Origin of the sequence: Pseudomonas palleroniana (assembly GCF_022836895.1) — a bacterium.
GTDB classification, from domain to species: Bacteria; Pseudomonadota; Gammaproteobacteria; order Pseudomonadales; family Pseudomonadaceae; genus Aquipseudomonas; species Aquipseudomonas palleroniana.
In genome coordinates this window covers 3,477,205-3,492,972 of the sequence record NZ_CP092411.1, presented here as the reverse complement: position 1 = coordinate 3,492,972, position 15,768 = coordinate 3,477,205, and the positions used below count along the sequence as shown (strand labels likewise).

Here is a 15,768-nt window from a genome sequence, read left to right as displayed (position 1 = left end):
CTATCCAATAACTCACAAGAAGGCGCCGCCATGTCTGCTCAAGGCAAGTTCAAGAAACAACTTTCACTGATGGACCTCACCTTTATCGGGCTGGGCGCCATCTTCGGTTCGGGCTGGTTGTTTGCGGCCAGCCACGTGTCTGCAATCGCCGGCCCCGCAGGGATTTTCTCCTGGTTGCTGGGTGGCTTCGCGGTGCTGCTGTTGGGCATTGTGTACTGCGAACTCGGCGCCGCTCTGCCCCGAGCCGGGGGTGTGGTGCGTTACCCGGTGTATTCCCACGGCCCACTGCTCGGCTACTTGATGGGTTTTATCACGCTGATCGCGTTTTCCAGCCTGGTGGCGATTGAAGTGGTTGCCTCGCGCCAATATGCGGCGGCCTGGTTTCCCGAGCTGACCCAAGCCGGGTCCAGCGACCCGACCACCCTCGGTTGGCTGGTGCAGTTTGCCCTGCTGTGCCTGTTTTTCATCCTCAACTACCGCAGCGTGAAAACCTTCGCCATCGCCAATAACCTGGTGAGCGTGTTCAAGTTCATCGTGCCGCTGCTGGTGATCGGCGTGCTGTTCACCTTTTTCAAGCCGGAGAATTTCCAGGTGCATGGCTTCGCGCCCTTTGGTCTTTCGGGGATTGAAATGGCCGTGTCAGCCGGCGGTGTGATTTTTGCGTACCTGGGCCTGACACCGATCATCTCGGTGGCCAGTGAAGTGAAGAACCCGCAACGCACGATTCCGATTGCACTGATCCTTTCGGTGTTGCTGTCCACCGCGATCTACGTGTTGCTGCAAACCGCCTTCCTCGGAGGTGTGCCGACGCAAATGCTCGCCGACGGCTGGGCCGGGATCAGCAAGGAACTCGCCCTGCCGTATCGCGACATCGCCCTGGCGCTGGGTGTGGGTTGGCTGGCGTACCTGGTGGTGGCCGACGCGGTGATCTCCCCCAGCGGCTGCGGCAATATCTACATGAATGCCACGCCGCGTGTGGTGTACGGCTGGGCGCAGACCGGCACCTTCTTCAAGGTCTTCACCCGCATCGATGAAAAGTCCGGCATCCCGCGCCCGGCGCTTTGGCTGACCTTTGGCTTGTCGGTGTTCTGGACCCTGCCGTTCCCCTCCTGGGAAGCGCTGATCAATGTGGTCTCCGCCGCCCTGATCCTCAGTTACGCGGTAGCCCCGGTGACCGTCGCCGCGCTGCGCCGCAATGCGCCGCACATGCTGCGCCCGTTCCGCGTCAAGGGCATGGCGGTGCTCGGCCCGCTGTCGTTCATCATTGCCGCACTGATCGTGTACTGGTCCGGCTGGAGCACCGTGTCCTGGCTGCTCGGCCTGCAAATCCTGATGTTTGCGGTGTACCTGCTGTGTGCCCGGTGGGTGCCGACCGCGCACCTGAACCTGCAGCAGCAAGTGCGCTCGTCGGCCTGGCTGATCGGTTTCTACGCGGTGACCATCCTGCTCTCCAAGCTCGGCAGTTTCGGTGGTATCGGCGTGCTCAGTCATCCATTCGACACGCTGGTCGTCGCGGCCTGTGCCCTGGGGATTTATTACTGGGGCGCCGCCACCGGCGTGCCTGCGCACCTCGTGCGCCTGGAAAACGAAGACGACGAAAGCGAAGCCGTGAGCGCCACGCACTACAGCGCCCCCCTGTCCCCGGCTACCCCTTGATGGAGCGTTTTATGAAACGGTTGCACGTTATCGACTCCCACACCGGCGGCGAACCCACACGCCTGGTCATGGACGGCTTTCCTGAACTGGTCGGCGATACCCTCGCCGAAAAACTCGACTATCTGCGCACCCATCACGACCAATGGCGCCGCGCCTGCCTGCTCGAACCGCGTGGCAATGATGTGCTGGTCGGCGCGCTGTACTGCGCGCCGATCACACCCGGCGCGACCTGCGGGGTGATCTTCTTCAATAACGCCGGCTACCTCGGCATGTGCGGCCACGGCACCATCGGCCTGGTGGCCTCGCTGTACCACCTGGGTGATATCGCACCCGGCGTCCACCACATCGACACGCCAGTCGGCCCGGTCGCCGCCACGCTGCACGCCGACGGTGCCGTGACCCTGCGCAACGTGCCGGCCTATCGTTATCGCCAAGCCGTGTCGGTGCAGGTGCCTGGGCATGGCGTGGTGCAGGGCGATATCGCCTGGGGCGGCAACTGGTTTTTCCTGGTGTCGGACCACGGCCAGACGTTGCAGATGGATAACGTCGACGTCCTGAGTGACTACACCCGGACGCTGCTCAAGGCGCTGCGCACCCAGGGCATTTCTGGCGCAGACGGTGCCGTGATCGACCATATCGAGCTGTTCGCCGATGACGCCCAGGCCGACAGCCGCAACTTCGTCATGTGCCCCGGCGGCGCTTACGACCGCTCGCCTTGCGGCACCGGCACCAGCGCCAAACTCGCGTGCCTGGCCGCTGATGGAAAACTCGCCGAGGGTGAAACCTGGGTGCAAGCCAGCATCACCGGCAGCCAATTCGAAGGCCGCTATGAGTGGGACGGCGAACACGTACGCCCCTTCATTACCGGCCGCGCCTATATGACCGCCGACAGCACCTTGCTGATCGACGCACAGGACCCTTTTGCCTGGGGCATCTGAGCCCCCCGCCTCTTCAACTGAACGGAGCTAAAACAATGAGCGACAATATCTTCACCGGTTGCATCCCCGCCCTGATGACCCCGTGCACCCCAGAACGCAAACCGGACTTCGATGCGCTGGTTGCCAAAGGCCGCGAACTGGTCGATATCGGCATGAGCGCCGTGGTGTATTGCGGCTCGATGGGCGACTGGCCGTTGCTCACCGAAGCCGAACGCCAGGAAGGTGTGGCACGCCTGGTATCGGCCGGGGTACCGACGATTGTCGGCACCGGCGCAGTGAACAGCCGTGAAGCGGTGGCCCACGCAGCCCATGCGGCCAAGGTCGGCGCCCACGGTTTGATGGTGATTCCCCGGGTGCTGTCGCGTGGTGCCAGTGCCGCTGCGCAAAAGGCCCACTTTGCGGCGATCCTCAAGGCGGCGCCGAACCTGCCGGCGGTGATCTACAACAGCCCTTACTACGGTTTCGCCACCCGCGCCGACCTGTTCTTCGAACTGCGCCGCGAACACCCGAACCTGATCGGCTTCAAGGAATTCGGCGGTGGCGCGGACCTGCGTTATGCGGCGGAAAACATCACCTCCAAAGACGATGACGTGACCCTGATGGTGGGTGTCGACACCCAAGTGGTCCACGGTTTCGTCAACTGCAACGCCACCGGCGCCATCACCGGCATCGGCAACGCGCTGCCTCGGGAAGTGCTGCAACTGGTCGCACTGAGCAAACAAGCCGCCAAGGGCGACGCCAAGGCTCGACGCCTGGCCCGTGAGCTGGAAGCGGCGCTGGGCGTGTTGTCGTCGTTCGATGAAGGCTGTGACCTGGTGCTGTATTACAAGCACCTGATGGTCCTCAACGGCGAGCGGCAATACGCCCTGCACTTCAATGAAACCGACGTACTCAGTGACGCTCAACGCCGTTATGCCGAAAACCAGTACGCCCTGTTCCGCCAGTGGTACGCCAACTGGTCGGCTGAACAGAACGTCGCCTGAGCCTTTCGCGCCGCCGTGACGGTCACGGCGGCCCCTTCCTTTTTTGCAGGACGACTCCATGACTCTGACGGGTAGTATGCTGATCGGACAGCACGCCGTTTACGGCAATCGCGAAGCGATCCGGGCCATCAACCCCGCCACCAACAGGCCGCTGGAGCCCGCCTATCACGGCGGCAGTGGCGAGCACGTCGAACGCGCCTGTGCCCTGGCCTGGGCGGCGTTCGACACCTTTCGTGAAACCTCACTGGAGGTTCGCGCGAGTTTTCTCGAAAGCATTGCCGAGCACATCGAGGCGCTCGGCGATGAACTGATCGAACGCGCCGTGGCCGAAACCGGCCTGCCGCCCCAGCGCATCCAGGGTGAGCGCGGCCGTACCTGCGGGCAATTGCGCACCTTCGCGCGCACCGTGCGTGCGGGTGAATGGCTGGACGTACGCGTGGATACCGCTGAGCCTGCGCGACAACCGCTGCCGCGTGCGGACCTGCGCCAACGCCAGGTGCCGCTCGGACCGGTAGCGGTCTTCGGTGCGAGTAATTTCCCGCTGGCCTTTTCCGTGGCCGGCGGTGACACCGCGTCGGCGCTGGCGGCGGGATGCCCGGTGATCGTCAAGGCCCACGGCGCGCACCCAGGCACCAGCGAGCTGGTCGGGCGCGCAGTGGCCCGGGCGGTGAGTGCCTGCGGTCTGCCGCCGGGCGTGTTCTCCCTGCTGTACGGTTCGGGCCGTGAAGTGGGAATCGCGCTGGTGACCGACGCACGGATCAAGGCCGTCGGGTTTACCGGCTCGCGCAGCGGCGGTCTGGCCTTGACCCAGGCGGCGCAGGCGCGGCCCGAACCCATCCCGGTGTATGCCGAGATGAGCTCGATCAACCCGGTGTTGTTGTTCCCCGCAGCGCTGCAAGCCCGCGCATCCGCGTTGGCTGAGGGCTTTGTGGCGTCGTTGACCCAGGGGGCCGGGCAGTTTTGTACCAACCCCGGTCTGTTGATTGCCCGCGCAGGCGAGGCGCTGGATCGCTTCATCGGTGCCGCGAGCGAGCGACTGCAAGGCTGCACGGCGCAGACCATGCTCACGCCCGGCATTTTCAATGCCTATGCCACCGGTGTGAGTGCACTGGCGGAACATGCACAGGTCGTCGCCCAGGGGTTGCCGGCCACCGGTCCGAACCAGGGCCAGGCGCATCTGTTCATCACCCAGGCCGACGCGTTGCTCGCCAACCAGCACCTGCAAGCGGAGATCTTCGGGGCCAGCGCCCTGCTGGTGGTGTGTGCCGACGATGTGCAAGTGCGCCAGGTGTGCGAGCATCTGGAAGGCCAGCTCACCGCCACCCTGCATCTGGAGGCAGCCGACCTGGCCAGCGCCAGCGCCTTGCTGCCGGTGCTTGAACGCAAAGCCGGGCGCCTGCTGGTCAACGGCTGGCCGACCGGCGTGGAAGTCTGCGACGCCATGGTCCACGGTGGCCCGTTCCCGGCGACCTCCGACGCCCGCAGTACCTCGGTGGGGACGGCGGCGATCCTGCGTTTCCTGCGCCCGGTGTGTTATCAGGACTTCCCGGACAGCCTGCTGCCCCACGCACTTGAGCAGGCCAATCCGCTGCAGCTGCGGCGCTTGCTCAACGGCCGGAGAGAGGTGTAGCCATGGGCGCTTCCAACACGGCCGATATCGCGGTCGTCGGCGCCGGCATTATCGGCGTCGCCTGTGCCCTGCAATTGGCGCGTCAGGGCCACCGCGTGGTAGTCGTCGACCCGCAGGCCCCGGGCATGGGCGCCTCCTATGGCAATGCCGGGCACCTGGCGACCGAGCAGGTGTTCCCGATTGCCGATAGTTCTATCCTCAAACGCCTGCCGGCCATGCTGATGGACCCCATGGGCCCCTTGCGCCTGGACTGGAAATACCTGCCGCGCGCCCTGCCCTGGTTTGCGCGCCTGCTGCTGAACCTGCGCCCGGCCCGCTACCGGCAAACGGTGGCGGGCATCCGTGCGCTCAATGAGGCCAGCCTCGGGGCCTGGCAGCGCTTGCTGCAGTCGATTGAACAAGCGCAACTGCTGCGTGCAGACGGCTCGTTGCTGGTGTATGAACGCGCCGAGTCGCATGCGGCCATTGAGGCGTTGCGCGAGCGCATGCAGCAGCAAAACGTGGCGGTGGCGGTCTGGTCAGGCGATGCGGTGCGCCAGGCGGCGCCGCAATTGAGCGATAGCATCCAGGGTGCGCTGTTTTTTCCAGGCACCGGCCACTTTCTCGACCCTTTTCACGTGGTCGGCGAACTGGTCAAGGCCGCCAAGGCCCAGGGTGTGCAATTTCTCAAGCAGAGCGTCGTGGATGGGCGTGTCGAGGCCGATGGCGTCTCGTTGATGACGGACCAGGGCGCGCTGACGGCGCGCCAGGTACTGATTGCCTGCGGTGCGCATTCGGCCCGGCTCACCGCTGCGCTGACCGGTAAAAAAGTCCCGCTGGACACCGAGCGCGGCTATCACCTGATGCTGCCTCATGAACAAGACCGCCTGCCGTTCGCCGTCACCTCCTTTGAGCGCAAGTTCATCATGACGCCCATGCTCGGCGGCTTGCGCCTGGCAGGCACGGTGGAATTCGCCGGGCTGCTGCGCCCGCCGAATATGCAGCGCGCCTGGCAATTGCATCGCTTGAGCCAGGGCTTGTTTCGCCAGGACCTGAGTACGCAAGACGCCACGCCCTGGATGGGCTTTCGGCCGTCTTTGCCCGACTCTTTGCCGATCATTGATCGCGTCGCTGATGGCAAGGTGCTGCTTGCGTTCGGCCATCAGCATCTGGGGCTGACGCAGGCGGCCGTTACGGCGGAAATGGTCGTGCAACTGCTCAAACCTGAACCACTGAACCCTGGGTTACCGGCTCAGGGAGCCTATCGGTTGGAGCGTTTCTAAAAGTCGAGCTTCAGCGAGGCTGCTAAGGCGGTGTGTCAGGTGACGTCTCTATCGATTGTGCCGCCCCTATCGAAGCCTCGCTAAAGCTCGACATCTCCCACACTGAGCGGCGTTGGCGCGGGTTACTTGACCAGTCGCTTCTCTTTCGACGGCCGATAGCCGAAGTAGGCGCTGTAGCACTTGCTGAAATGGCTCGGCGACACAAACCCGCACGCAACCAGCACATCGACTTGGGACAACTCGGTGTGCTGCAGCAACCGCCGCGCCTCGGTCACGCGCAATTCCATGTAATAGCGTTGCGGCGTGGTGCCCAACTGCTCCTTGAACAAACGCTCCAGCTGACGCCGCGAACGGCCGGCGTACACGGCCAGTTGGTCGAGTTCGAGGGGTTCTTCCAGGTTGGCGTCCATCAGTTTCACCACCTCGCGCAACGGCGCGCTGACGCAGACGTTCTCGGTGGGTTTGATCCGGCGATAACGCGACTCTTCAAAGGCCAGGATGTCTTCGATCCCTTCGACCAGCGCCTTGCCATGCAGCTCCTTGATCCAGTCGAGCGCCATATGGAAGGCTCCCGATGGGCTGGAAGCCGTCAGGCGGTCGCGGTCGATCACGTAGGGCTCGCTGGTGACCTGGGCGGCCTTGGACACCTCCGCCAGTGCCGGGCGATGTTCCGGGTGAATGGCGCAGCGGTACCCGTCCAGCAGGCCGGCCCGCCCGAGGAACCAGGCGCCATTCCACAGGCCGGCGAGGCCGATACCGAGTTCGTCGGCGGTACGCAGCAGTTGTATCAACTCATCGCCCGCCTTGAGTTCGGTGCGAAAACCACCACACACCACCAATAGATCCAGCTCCTGCAATACCGCCGCGTGCAGGGGCGCATCGGGGCGGATCACCAGGCCCAGGTCGCTGATCACCTCGGCATCGCTGAAGCCGAAAGTACGCGTCGTAAACAGCTCGGGCCGCAACAGGTTGGCGGTGATCAGCGTATCGAGGGCCTGGGTGAATGCGGGCAGGGAGAAATGTTCAAGCAACAAAAAGCCGACGCGCTTGAGCGACGACGGCTGTTGGGGAGAGTCATTGAGGTAGCGCAGGTTCTTGCCTTTCATACCACCGCTGAACTGGCGTCTTTCCATCGAGGGTCGGCCCACTGTTATTGTTGAGTGCTGTGGGCGACATCTTAGAGGATTGGTGCGTCAAAGCGGCGAAAACGTGGAATGCAGGGCTGATCTTTATAAACACGGCCCCTTTGCAAGCCCGCGCCGCTGCACACCCAGAGTGATCTGATACGGTTTTTTCTTTCGCATCTGCCGCTGTATCGAAATCGGCCCCGAGCGGACAATAGCCTCACTCCCGACACCCTTGTCGAGCATGGCAGGCAGGTTCCTGCCATCCCCTTCCCTTCGGAGGCGTTATGACCAAGATGGCACTTTTCCTGTTCGGCTTTCTGGTGCTGACCATCGGTATCGGCATGCTGGCGACCATATCCCCGGTTTAAAGCCGATCAACTGCCCGCGAGCATCGGATACAACGACACCACCAGCAGCGCAGCCATCAACCCGTAACCATCGCGGCTCGCGCAACACATTGCGCAAGCCGCTGCCACAGCCCACCCAGACACACACGCTGGGCAAGTTGACCACGGCAAACACCAGGGCGATCACCAGCACGTTGGTGATATAACCCTCGGCCGGCGTATAGGTGGTGATCGCGCCCAACGCCATGATCCATGCCTTGGGGTTGACCCATTGAAACGCCGCTGCCGCCAGGAACGTCATGGGCTTGCCCTGCTCATCACTGCTGTCGGACATCCCCGCGGAAGTCGCAATCTTCCACGCCAGATACAGCAAGTAGGTCGCGCCCATATAGCGCAACACCGTGTAGGCCCACGGAAACAGCTTGAACACCTCGCCCAGGCCCAGCCCGACCGAAATCACCAGCACCATGAAGCCGATGCTGATCCCCAAGGCATGGGGCATCGAACGGCGAAACCCGAAGTTCACCCCCGACGCCAGCAACATGGTGTTGTTGGGGCCCGGGGTGATTGAGGACACGAAAGCGAACAGCACGAAGGCAGACAGCAGGCTGGTAGACATGAACATGGCGCGGCATCCTGGCGGTTGTTATGCCTGCGACAGTAGAGGGTTCTCGAACGGAACGCCCCGTACAGCTAAGAACGGAGCGAGGAATACACTTAGGTTCTCTCGAGAGAATCAGGTTTTTCGGTACCATACGGCCACACCGAAAAAGATCACCGGCCTCAACGCTATTGAACGGAACTGGATGAGAAATCACGCTGCCTGACCAACCCCTCCAACGTAAACCGCGCCTGCATCAACACCACATCCCGCACCAGTTCCATCTCCTTCTGATTCACTTGCGTCCACTTCAGCGCCTCGAGCAGCTTGGGTTTCTGTACCCGAAATGCCAGCCCTTGGGTGAACAGCGCCATGGAGTGAATCACCGTGCGTTCATCTTCCACGGGAAAACCGGCCAGGCGCGCGATCAGTTGGCGGATGACCCGGCCAATACGCGCCTTGAAGCGATCTTCAAACGCCATGGTCGCGCTTTCAGGGCATAGACCCGCCTGATGCCGATCGAGAAAGGCGCGCCAGGCCGTGGCCTGGGGGCTGTCCTGGATCGTCGAGACCACGGTCGCCAGGATGCCCAGCGACACTTCGATCAGGGTGCTGTCTTGAGCCTTCGCATCGCCCAGCGCGCATTCAGCGGCGTCCACGCAGGGGCCCATTTTGCCCCAGAGCAACGTAATCAAATGCTCGACGCACTCCAGGTACACCCCCTCCTTGCCATCGAAATAGTACTGGATCGCCGGGGCGTTGACGCCGGCTGCCGTGGCGATGTCGCGGGTGGAGGCGCGGTCGTAGCCACGCTCGCCAAACACCACGATCGCCGCCTCGATGATACGTGCGCGAGTTTCTTCACCACGCTGATAGCCACCCTCAGCGGCGGGTTTATGTCGTGCCATGTGCCGTTCCTTTTCTCTACCGGAGCAAAATATACCAGTTGACAAAAATTCGCGAAGAATAGAATTTATTCCAGCTGATATAAATCTGGAGTGACCTCAATGTCTGCCGCACCTCCCTCTCCTCAGGTCATTCCTGATGACACCGTCAATGGCCAGCGTGGCAAGGCCCGACGCATCCTCCTGAGCATCGCGACCCTCGCGTTGCTGGTCGGCCTGGGCTGGGCCGCGTGGTGGTGGCTTTCCGGGCGATTTATCGAGACCACCGACGATGCTTATTTGCAGGCCGACAGTATCAGCGTAGCCCCTAAGATCAGCGGCTATGTCGCGCAAGTCCTGGTGAGTGACAACCAGGACATCAAGCGCGGCGACGTGCTGGTCCGCCTGGACGCACGCAAGTATCAGGCGGTCAGCGACGAAGCCACGGCCACCATTGCCGCGCGTCAGGCCGACTTCGCCAAGGCCCAGGCCGACCTGGTGCAGCAGGACTCGACCATCGCCGAAGCCCGCGCCCAGTTGCAAGGTGCCCAGGCCGACGCCCGCCACGCGCAGACTGAAGTAGCGCGCTACGCCCCGTTGGCCCGCTCCGGCGCCGAGCCGCAGGAGCGTCTGGCCCAACTCAATAACCAACTGGCGCAGGCGCGCAGCACCGTGGCCGCCAAACAGGCCGCATTGCGCTCCAGCGAAACGCGTTACGGCACCCTGCAAGCCCAACTCAAACAGGCCCAGGCACAACTTGGCGTGGCCAAGGCCAGCGAGGCGCAGAGCCAGTTGGATGTGGATGACGCGGTGATCCGCAGCCCTCTGGATGGCCGGGTGGCCGATCGTGGCGTGCGCGTCGGCCAGTACGTACAACCCGGCACCCGTTTGCTGACAGTGGTGCCCATCAGTGCGATCTACCTCACCGCCAACTACAAGGAAACCCAAATCGGCGACATGCGCCCAGGCCAAAGCGTCAGCGTGCACGTGGATGCACTGCCGGGTCGTAAGCTGGAGGGGCATATCGACAGTCTCTCGCCTGGCACCGGCGCACAATTTGCGTTGTTACCGCCGTCGAATGCCACCGGCAACTTCACCAAAATCGTACAGCGTGTGCCGGTGCGTATCGCCCTGGATATACCGGAAGAGGTGCGCATCGCACTGATGCCCGGCCTGTCGGCAACAGTGGAAGTAGACACCCGCACCCACGGCGCGGACGCCAATCATGGCTGACGCCCTGATCGCCGAGGTAGCCACCGAGAAACCGCGCAACGCCTCGCTGACCGACTGGATCGCCGTCGCCGCTGGCGCGTTGGGCGCCTTGCTGGCGACGCTGGACGTATCGATCACCAACTCGGCATTACCGCAGATTCAGGGACAGATCGGGGCCACCGGCACCGAAGGTACCTGGATCGCTACCGGTTACCTGATGTCGGAAATCGTCATGATCCCCCTCGCCGCCTGGCTGACACGAGTATTCGGCCTGCGCCGGTTCCTGATCGGCACCGCTTTGACGTTCACCGCGTTTTCAATGTTCTGCGGCCTGTCGGCGAGCCTCGGCGCGATGATCGCCGGGCGCATCGGCCAGGGCTTCGCCGGTGGTGCGATGATTCCCACCGCGCAGAGCATCGTGCGCACGCGGCTACCGCCGCACCAATTGGCAATCGGCACCACGATGTTCGGCATGACCGTGATCCTCGGCCCCTTGCTCGGCCCGGTGATCGGCGGCTGGCTCACGGAAAACATCAACTGGCGCTGGTGCTTCTTTCTCAACCTGCCCATCAGCATCGCGTTGATCACCCTGCTGATCACCGGCCTGCCGACCGAGCGCATGAACCTGCAACACTTCATCAGCGCCGACTGGCTGGGCATCCTGGGCCTGGCCATGGGCCTCAGTTCACTCACCGTGGTGCTTGAGGAGGGCCAGCGCGAGCATTGGTTCGACTCGTTGTTGATCACCTGGCTGAGCATCGCTACGGCGGTGGGTTTCTTCCTGATTGCGATCGGGCAGTTCAGGTCGCGTACACCGATCCTGCGCCTGCAACTGGTGCTTAACAAAAGCTTCGGCAGCGTGCTGTTGATCGCCACCGCCGTGGGGGCCGGGCTCTATGGCACGGCGTATCTGGTGCCGCAGTTCCTTGGCGTTCTGTCCGGCTACAACGCCCAGCAGTCGGGCGCAATCATGCTGCTGTCAGGGATTCCGGCATTTATGCTGATGCCGATCCTGCCGCGCATGCTCGGTCGCTACGACTTGCGCTGGATGGTCGGCGCCGGTCTGTTGCTGTATTGGGCCAGTTGTTTTGTGGACACCACGCTCACCGCTGACAGCGTCGGCCACGATTTTGTCTGGTCACAGCTGTTACGCGGTTTTGGGCAGATTCTAGTGATGATGCCCCTCAGCCAACTGTCGATGCGCTCGGTCGACACACGCGACGCCGGCGATGCCGCCGGGCTCTACAACATGTCGCGCAACTTGGGCGGCACCCTCGGGCTGGCCCTGCTCGGCGTGCTGATGGACCGACGCAGTCATTTTCATGACGACATGCTGCGTGAGGGCATCCAAGCCAACAGTCAATTGGCCCAGGCCGACATGGCAAATCATACCGCCAGCTACCTGGAGCAAACCGGCGATCCATCCAGCGCACCGCTGCAGGCACTGGCCCAGTTGGCCAATGATATTGCCCGGCAGGCTTCGGTGATGGCCTACAACGATTCATTCTATGTACTGGGACTCGCGATGCTGGCGTGCCTGCCCCTGATATTCATCCTGAAAAAGCGCACGGTACCCCGATGATTGCTCGCTGCTTTCCCCTTCTTCTCACCGTCGGCCTGCTGTCTGCCTGCACCGTCGGCCCGGACTATCCAGGTGCCCCCACCGTTGCGCCAAAAACCCTGGCGGCCGGGCGTCTGCCCCATGCCGGCAACCATGCTTCAAACGCACCTGCCGTCGCCCAATGGTGGCGGACATTGGGCGATTCGCAACTCAACGGGTTGATCGAACAAGCCCTGCAAAACAGCCCCGACATCGCCACCGCCCAAGCCCGCGTGAAACAGGCCCGCGCCAGCCTCAGCGGCGCCCGCGCCGACACAATGCCCAAGGTCACCGGCGACGCGGCAATGCTCAGATTGCGCTCTCCCGATACCTCGGCGCTCGGCGGCACCGGTGGCGGCGGTCGCGCCCCATTGAGCCTATACCTTGCAGGCTTCGATGCCAGTTGGGAGGCCGACCTGTTCGGTGGCACCCGTCGCGCCGTCGAAGCCGCACAGGCAGAGGCTGACTCGGCGCAGGCGCAGTTGGCCGATGCCCAGGTACAACTCGCGGCCGAGATCGTCCAGGCCTATACCGACCTGCGCGACCAGCAGGCACGCCTGGCGCTGGTAGACGCGAGTGTCGAGATCGAAAACCAGGCCTTGAACCTCACTCAGCAACGCCGCGACCGCGGCGTGGCCTCTCAATTGCAGCTTGAGCAAGTATTGACCCAAGCCGAAAACACTCAAGCTCAGCGCCTGCCACTGCAAGCGTCCATCGCCGAATCCCTCGACCAACTCGGCCTGCTCTGCGGCCTGGAGCCTGGCGAACTCGACAGCCAACTCAGCACCACCCGCGCCCTGCCCGCCCTCCCTGCCGCCGTCCCCATCGCCGACCCGGCCACCCTGTTGAAGGCCCGCCCCGACATTCGCGTGGCCGAACGCAAACTGGCGTCGAGCTACGCCCAAATCGGCGAGAAAACCGCAGACTGGTTCCCCAAACTGAGCCTGATGGGCGACTTGTCTTTCTCCGCCGGCGATCCGGGGCACTTGGTGCGCAAAGACAACGGGAGTTGGCTGATACTGCCGCGCATCACCTGGAACGCTCTGGATTTCGGCCGCGTCAGCGCCAGCGTCAAAGGTGCCGAAGCCGGGCGTGACGAAGCGCTCGCGCAGTACAAGAGCGTGGTATTGAGCGCGCTGCGCGATGCGGATGTGGCCTTGGCGCGGTATGGGCATCAACGCCAGAACGTGCTGCTGTTGCGTAATGTGGAGTCTTCGGCAGTGCGTGCGGCCGATCTGACTCGTCAGCGTTATCGGGCGGGAACTGCGAGCACGCTGGACTGGCTGGATGCAGAGCGCACGCGGTATCAGGCCCAGGAGAGCCGGATCTCGGGGGATGCGCAGTTGTTGAAGGACTTTGCTTCATTGCACAAGGCGTTGGGGCTGGGGTGGACGCTTTGATCAAGTGCTCCGGATGGGCTACAACAACAGCTGAGCCCGCGCACGTTTCGCTGATCAGGCAAGCAATTCATTACGCTGCATTGTCTGTCAGCGTATTTGCGATCGGCATCTCCCTCTCGCAATTGCTGATCGGCCCGCTGTCTGACGCACTCGGTCGCAAGAATCTGTTGCTCACCGTTACGCCGGAGCAAAAAAAGGCGCTCCTGAGAGCGCCTTTTTATTACCACTGACTTACTGCAAGCTTACCTGACGTAGTTCGGGTTCTTTCCCGCCACCGATCGTGATGCGTTTAGGCTTGGCCTCTTCAGGCACCACACGCAGCAAGTCGATGCTTAACAGCCCGTTGTTCATCGAAGCGCCACGCACCTCAATGTGATCTGCCAGGCGGAACGACAACCGGAATGCCCGTTGCGCGATGCCCTGGTGCAGATAGGTGACTTCTTTGTCGGTTTCACGCTTGTCACCCACGACTGTCAAGACGCCCTTCTCGACCTGGATATCCAGATCCGCTTCAGTGAGTCCGGCTACGGCAATGACAATGCGATATTCGTCGTCACCGTGCTTTTCCACGTTGTGAGGCGGATAGGTGTTCGGAGCCTCGCTGCGCAGCGCCGACTCAAACAGGTCATTGAAGCGATCGAAGCCCACGGATTGACGGAACAAAGGGGCCAGCGAAAGGGTAGTAGCCATCTCGAAATCTCCTGATTAAATCCAAGTGATTAAGTGCGCGACCCGCATTCGGCGTCGCGTGCTGAAAATTTATGTGCGCCGAAAAAAATTTCAAGAGGGGTGAAAAAAATTTTTACATTCGCGTAATCGGGTTGCTTTGGGCGATTGATGCCTATCGACGTCGGTTGCTGAAGGCTGAAGACGGCTCAGGCGGTATAGCGGTTTTGATGATCACTGCGGACAACGAGGAAGGCGTCACAGGCATACGAGCGCGCTCATCAACCGATCTGTCGAGCATTAATGAAAGAGAGCCGGCATTAGTGCGCGGTGATCTCACATAAAACAGGTCCATACTGTGTATCCAGCGCGGCGAGCCTTGAAAGATTTTTCGGGTATACTGCGTTCTTTTTGCGCAGATGATCCAACGAATGCTCAATTCAATACAGACACTCAGAGCTTTGGCTGCATGGCTTGTTGTCCTTCATCACTACATGCAAATCGCGCACAACTTCAAACTTACCGATACTGTTTCAGTTGCGTTATTCAAGTACGGCGCTATCGGCGTTGATTTATTTTTCGTGATTAGCGGCTTTGTCATTTATCTGTCCGCTTCAGGAAAAAATCAGACACCCATGGTGTTTGCCCTTCACAGAATCGTAAGGATCGCACCCGCCTATTGGCTATTCACGCTTATCACGGCTGCCTTGCTGATGTTTGCACCAGGCATTGTGCCTCTGACCTTGTACGACCCTATATTCTTGATTAAAAGCTTGTTCTTTATTCCAGCGCAGAATCCGTCCGGGATTGGGCTATTCCCAATCATTACGGTCGGCTGGACTTTAAATTACGAAATGGCATTTTATGCAATCTTCTTTTTTACACTCTTCGCTCCTGCGAAGTTCAGAATACCCGCCATCGTCCTTGGCGTATTTCTGCTTGGAAAAGCCATACCCGAACTGGGTGGCGACTTTGTTTTTTTTACGAACAAAATCGTCTATGAGTTCTTATTCGGCATCTTCATCGCCTACGCCTATCAGAAAGGAATTATTCAGAAGATACCGACAACACTTGCAGCGCTAATGACAGCTATCGCTCTATGGAAAATAACCGACTACGGGCCAGTCAACCATGACCCATTCCGATCTGGCCTGCCCTGCGCCGTCATTTTAATCGCTGCCGTATCTCAAGAGCGACACTTCTCGCGCATTGGTTTCCTTCGGCAGCTAGGCGACTGGTCCTATTCCACCTATCTGTGCCATGTGCTTGTAATGTGCCTGCTGATTCAATTTCAGTTAGCCTTTAACCTGAGTGACTGGATGACGTTTGCACTGATTGTATTGGGGATCGGTGCGGTTTCTTATGCAAGTTTCACTTTCATTGAACGTCCTCTTTCAAGGCTCACAAAGCACAAAATGAAAGGCGCACTTCCTGCTTCCACCTCTGCGTGAAGCAGGAACAG

At 61.5% G+C, this 15,768-nt stretch carries 13 protein-coding genes and 1 pseudogene; 10 read left to right on the top strand and 4 right to left on the bottom strand.

The window, feature by feature from the left end:
* Positions 1 to 30: 30 nt before the first annotated feature.
* From MJP36_RS15895 to MJP36_RS15875, 5 genes are read left to right on the top strand one after another with little or no spacing between them, the layout of a single operon-like run.
* Positions 31 to 1,656, top strand: coding sequence for an APC family permease (locus MJP36_RS15895; protein WP_060752746.1), 1,626 nt, complete (start codon positions 31 to 33; stop codon positions 1,654 to 1,656).
* Between the two features lie 11 nt (positions 1,657 to 1,667).
* Positions 1,668 to 2,594: a 4-hydroxyproline epimerase gene (locus MJP36_RS15890; RefSeq protein ID WP_161547910.1), complete on the top strand. Its 927-nt coding sequence runs from the start codon at positions 1,668 to 1,670 to the stop codon at positions 2,592 to 2,594.
* A 35-nt stretch (positions 2,595 to 2,629) separates the two neighbouring features.
* A complete protein-coding gene (locus MJP36_RS15885) occupies positions 2,630 to 3,577 on the top strand; it encodes a dihydrodipicolinate synthase family protein (RefSeq protein WP_244383417.1) in 948 nt (315 codons plus the stop codon).
* A gap of 58 nt (positions 3,578 to 3,635) precedes the next feature.
* A complete protein-coding gene (locus MJP36_RS15880; RefSeq protein ID WP_161547909.1) occupies positions 3,636 to 5,207 on the top strand; it encodes an aldehyde dehydrogenase (NADP(+)) in 1,572 nt (523 codons plus the stop codon).
* Positions 5,208 to 5,209: 2 nt separating this feature from the next.
* Positions 5,210 to 6,469 (top strand): NAD(P)/FAD-dependent oxidoreductase, encoded by a 1,260-nt coding sequence (locus tag MJP36_RS15875; RefSeq protein ID WP_161547908.1) that lies wholly within the window; start codon positions 5,210 to 5,212, stop codon positions 6,467 to 6,469.
* A 122-nt stretch (positions 6,470 to 6,591) separates the two neighbouring features.
* Here the strand turns inward: MJP36_RS15875 and MJP36_RS15870 are convergent, their stop codons facing one another.
* From MJP36_RS15870 to MJP36_RS15860, 3 genes and pseudogenes are all read right to left on the bottom strand, one after another.
* The gene (locus tag MJP36_RS15870) at positions 6,592 to 7,575 is read right to left on the bottom strand and encodes a GlxA family transcriptional regulator (protein WP_060752741.1); all 984 of its coding nucleotides are present in this window, start codon (positions 7,573 to 7,575) and stop codon (positions 6,592 to 6,594) included.
* A 395-nt stretch (positions 7,576 to 7,970) separates the two neighbouring features.
* Positions 7,971 to 8,568: pseudogene (locus MJP36_RS15865) on the bottom strand (LysE family translocator).
* A 164-nt stretch (positions 8,569 to 8,732) separates the two neighbouring features.
* Positions 8,733 to 9,452, bottom strand: a complete 720-nt coding sequence (locus MJP36_RS15860) for a CerR family C-terminal domain-containing protein (protein WP_244383416.1) — start codon at positions 9,450 to 9,452, stop codon at positions 8,733 to 8,735.
* A 99-nt stretch (positions 9,453 to 9,551) separates the two neighbouring features.
* Between MJP36_RS15860 and MJP36_RS15855 the strand changes: the two genes are divergently transcribed.
* The 4 genes from MJP36_RS15855 to MJP36_RS15840 are packed head-to-tail and all read left to right on the top strand — an operon-like array spanning position 9,552 to position 13,870.
* Entirely contained in the window at positions 9,552 to 10,661 is a 1,110-nt protein-coding gene (locus MJP36_RS15855) for an HlyD family secretion protein (protein ID WP_244383415.1), read from the top strand.
* Positions 10,654 to 12,222, top strand: coding sequence for a DHA2 family efflux MFS transporter permease subunit (locus MJP36_RS15850; protein ID WP_244383414.1), 1,569 nt, complete (start codon positions 10,654 to 10,656; stop codon positions 12,220 to 12,222). The genes MJP36_RS15855 and MJP36_RS15850 overlap by 8 nt, the downstream gene beginning before the upstream one ends.
* Positions 12,219 to 13,640: an efflux transporter outer membrane subunit gene (locus MJP36_RS15845; protein ID WP_244383413.1), complete on the top strand. Its 1,422-nt coding sequence runs from the start codon at positions 12,219 to 12,221 to the stop codon at positions 13,638 to 13,640. The genes MJP36_RS15850 and MJP36_RS15845 overlap by 4 nt, the downstream gene beginning before the upstream one ends.
* On the top strand, positions 13,628 to 13,870 hold the full coding sequence (locus tag MJP36_RS15840) for a hypothetical protein (RefSeq protein ID WP_244385673.1): 243 nt from the start codon (positions 13,628 to 13,630) through the stop codon (positions 13,868 to 13,870). The genes MJP36_RS15845 and MJP36_RS15840 overlap by 13 nt, the downstream gene beginning before the upstream one ends.
* A 1-nt stretch (position 13,871) precedes the next feature.
* Here the strand turns inward: MJP36_RS15840 and MJP36_RS15835 are convergent, their stop codons facing one another.
* Positions 13,872 to 14,330 (bottom strand): Hsp20 family protein, encoded by a 459-nt coding sequence (locus tag MJP36_RS15835; protein WP_060752735.1) that lies wholly within the window; start codon positions 14,328 to 14,330, stop codon positions 13,872 to 13,874.
* Positions 14,331 to 14,737: 407 nt separating this feature from the next.
* Here MJP36_RS15835 and MJP36_RS15830 point away from each other — a divergent pair, with 407 nt between their 5' ends.
* Positions 14,738 to 15,757, top strand: a complete 1,020-nt coding sequence (locus MJP36_RS15830; RefSeq protein WP_161547905.1) for an acyltransferase family protein — start codon at positions 14,738 to 14,740, stop codon at positions 15,755 to 15,757.
* The last annotated feature ends 11 nt before the right edge of the window (positions 15,758 to 15,768 follow it).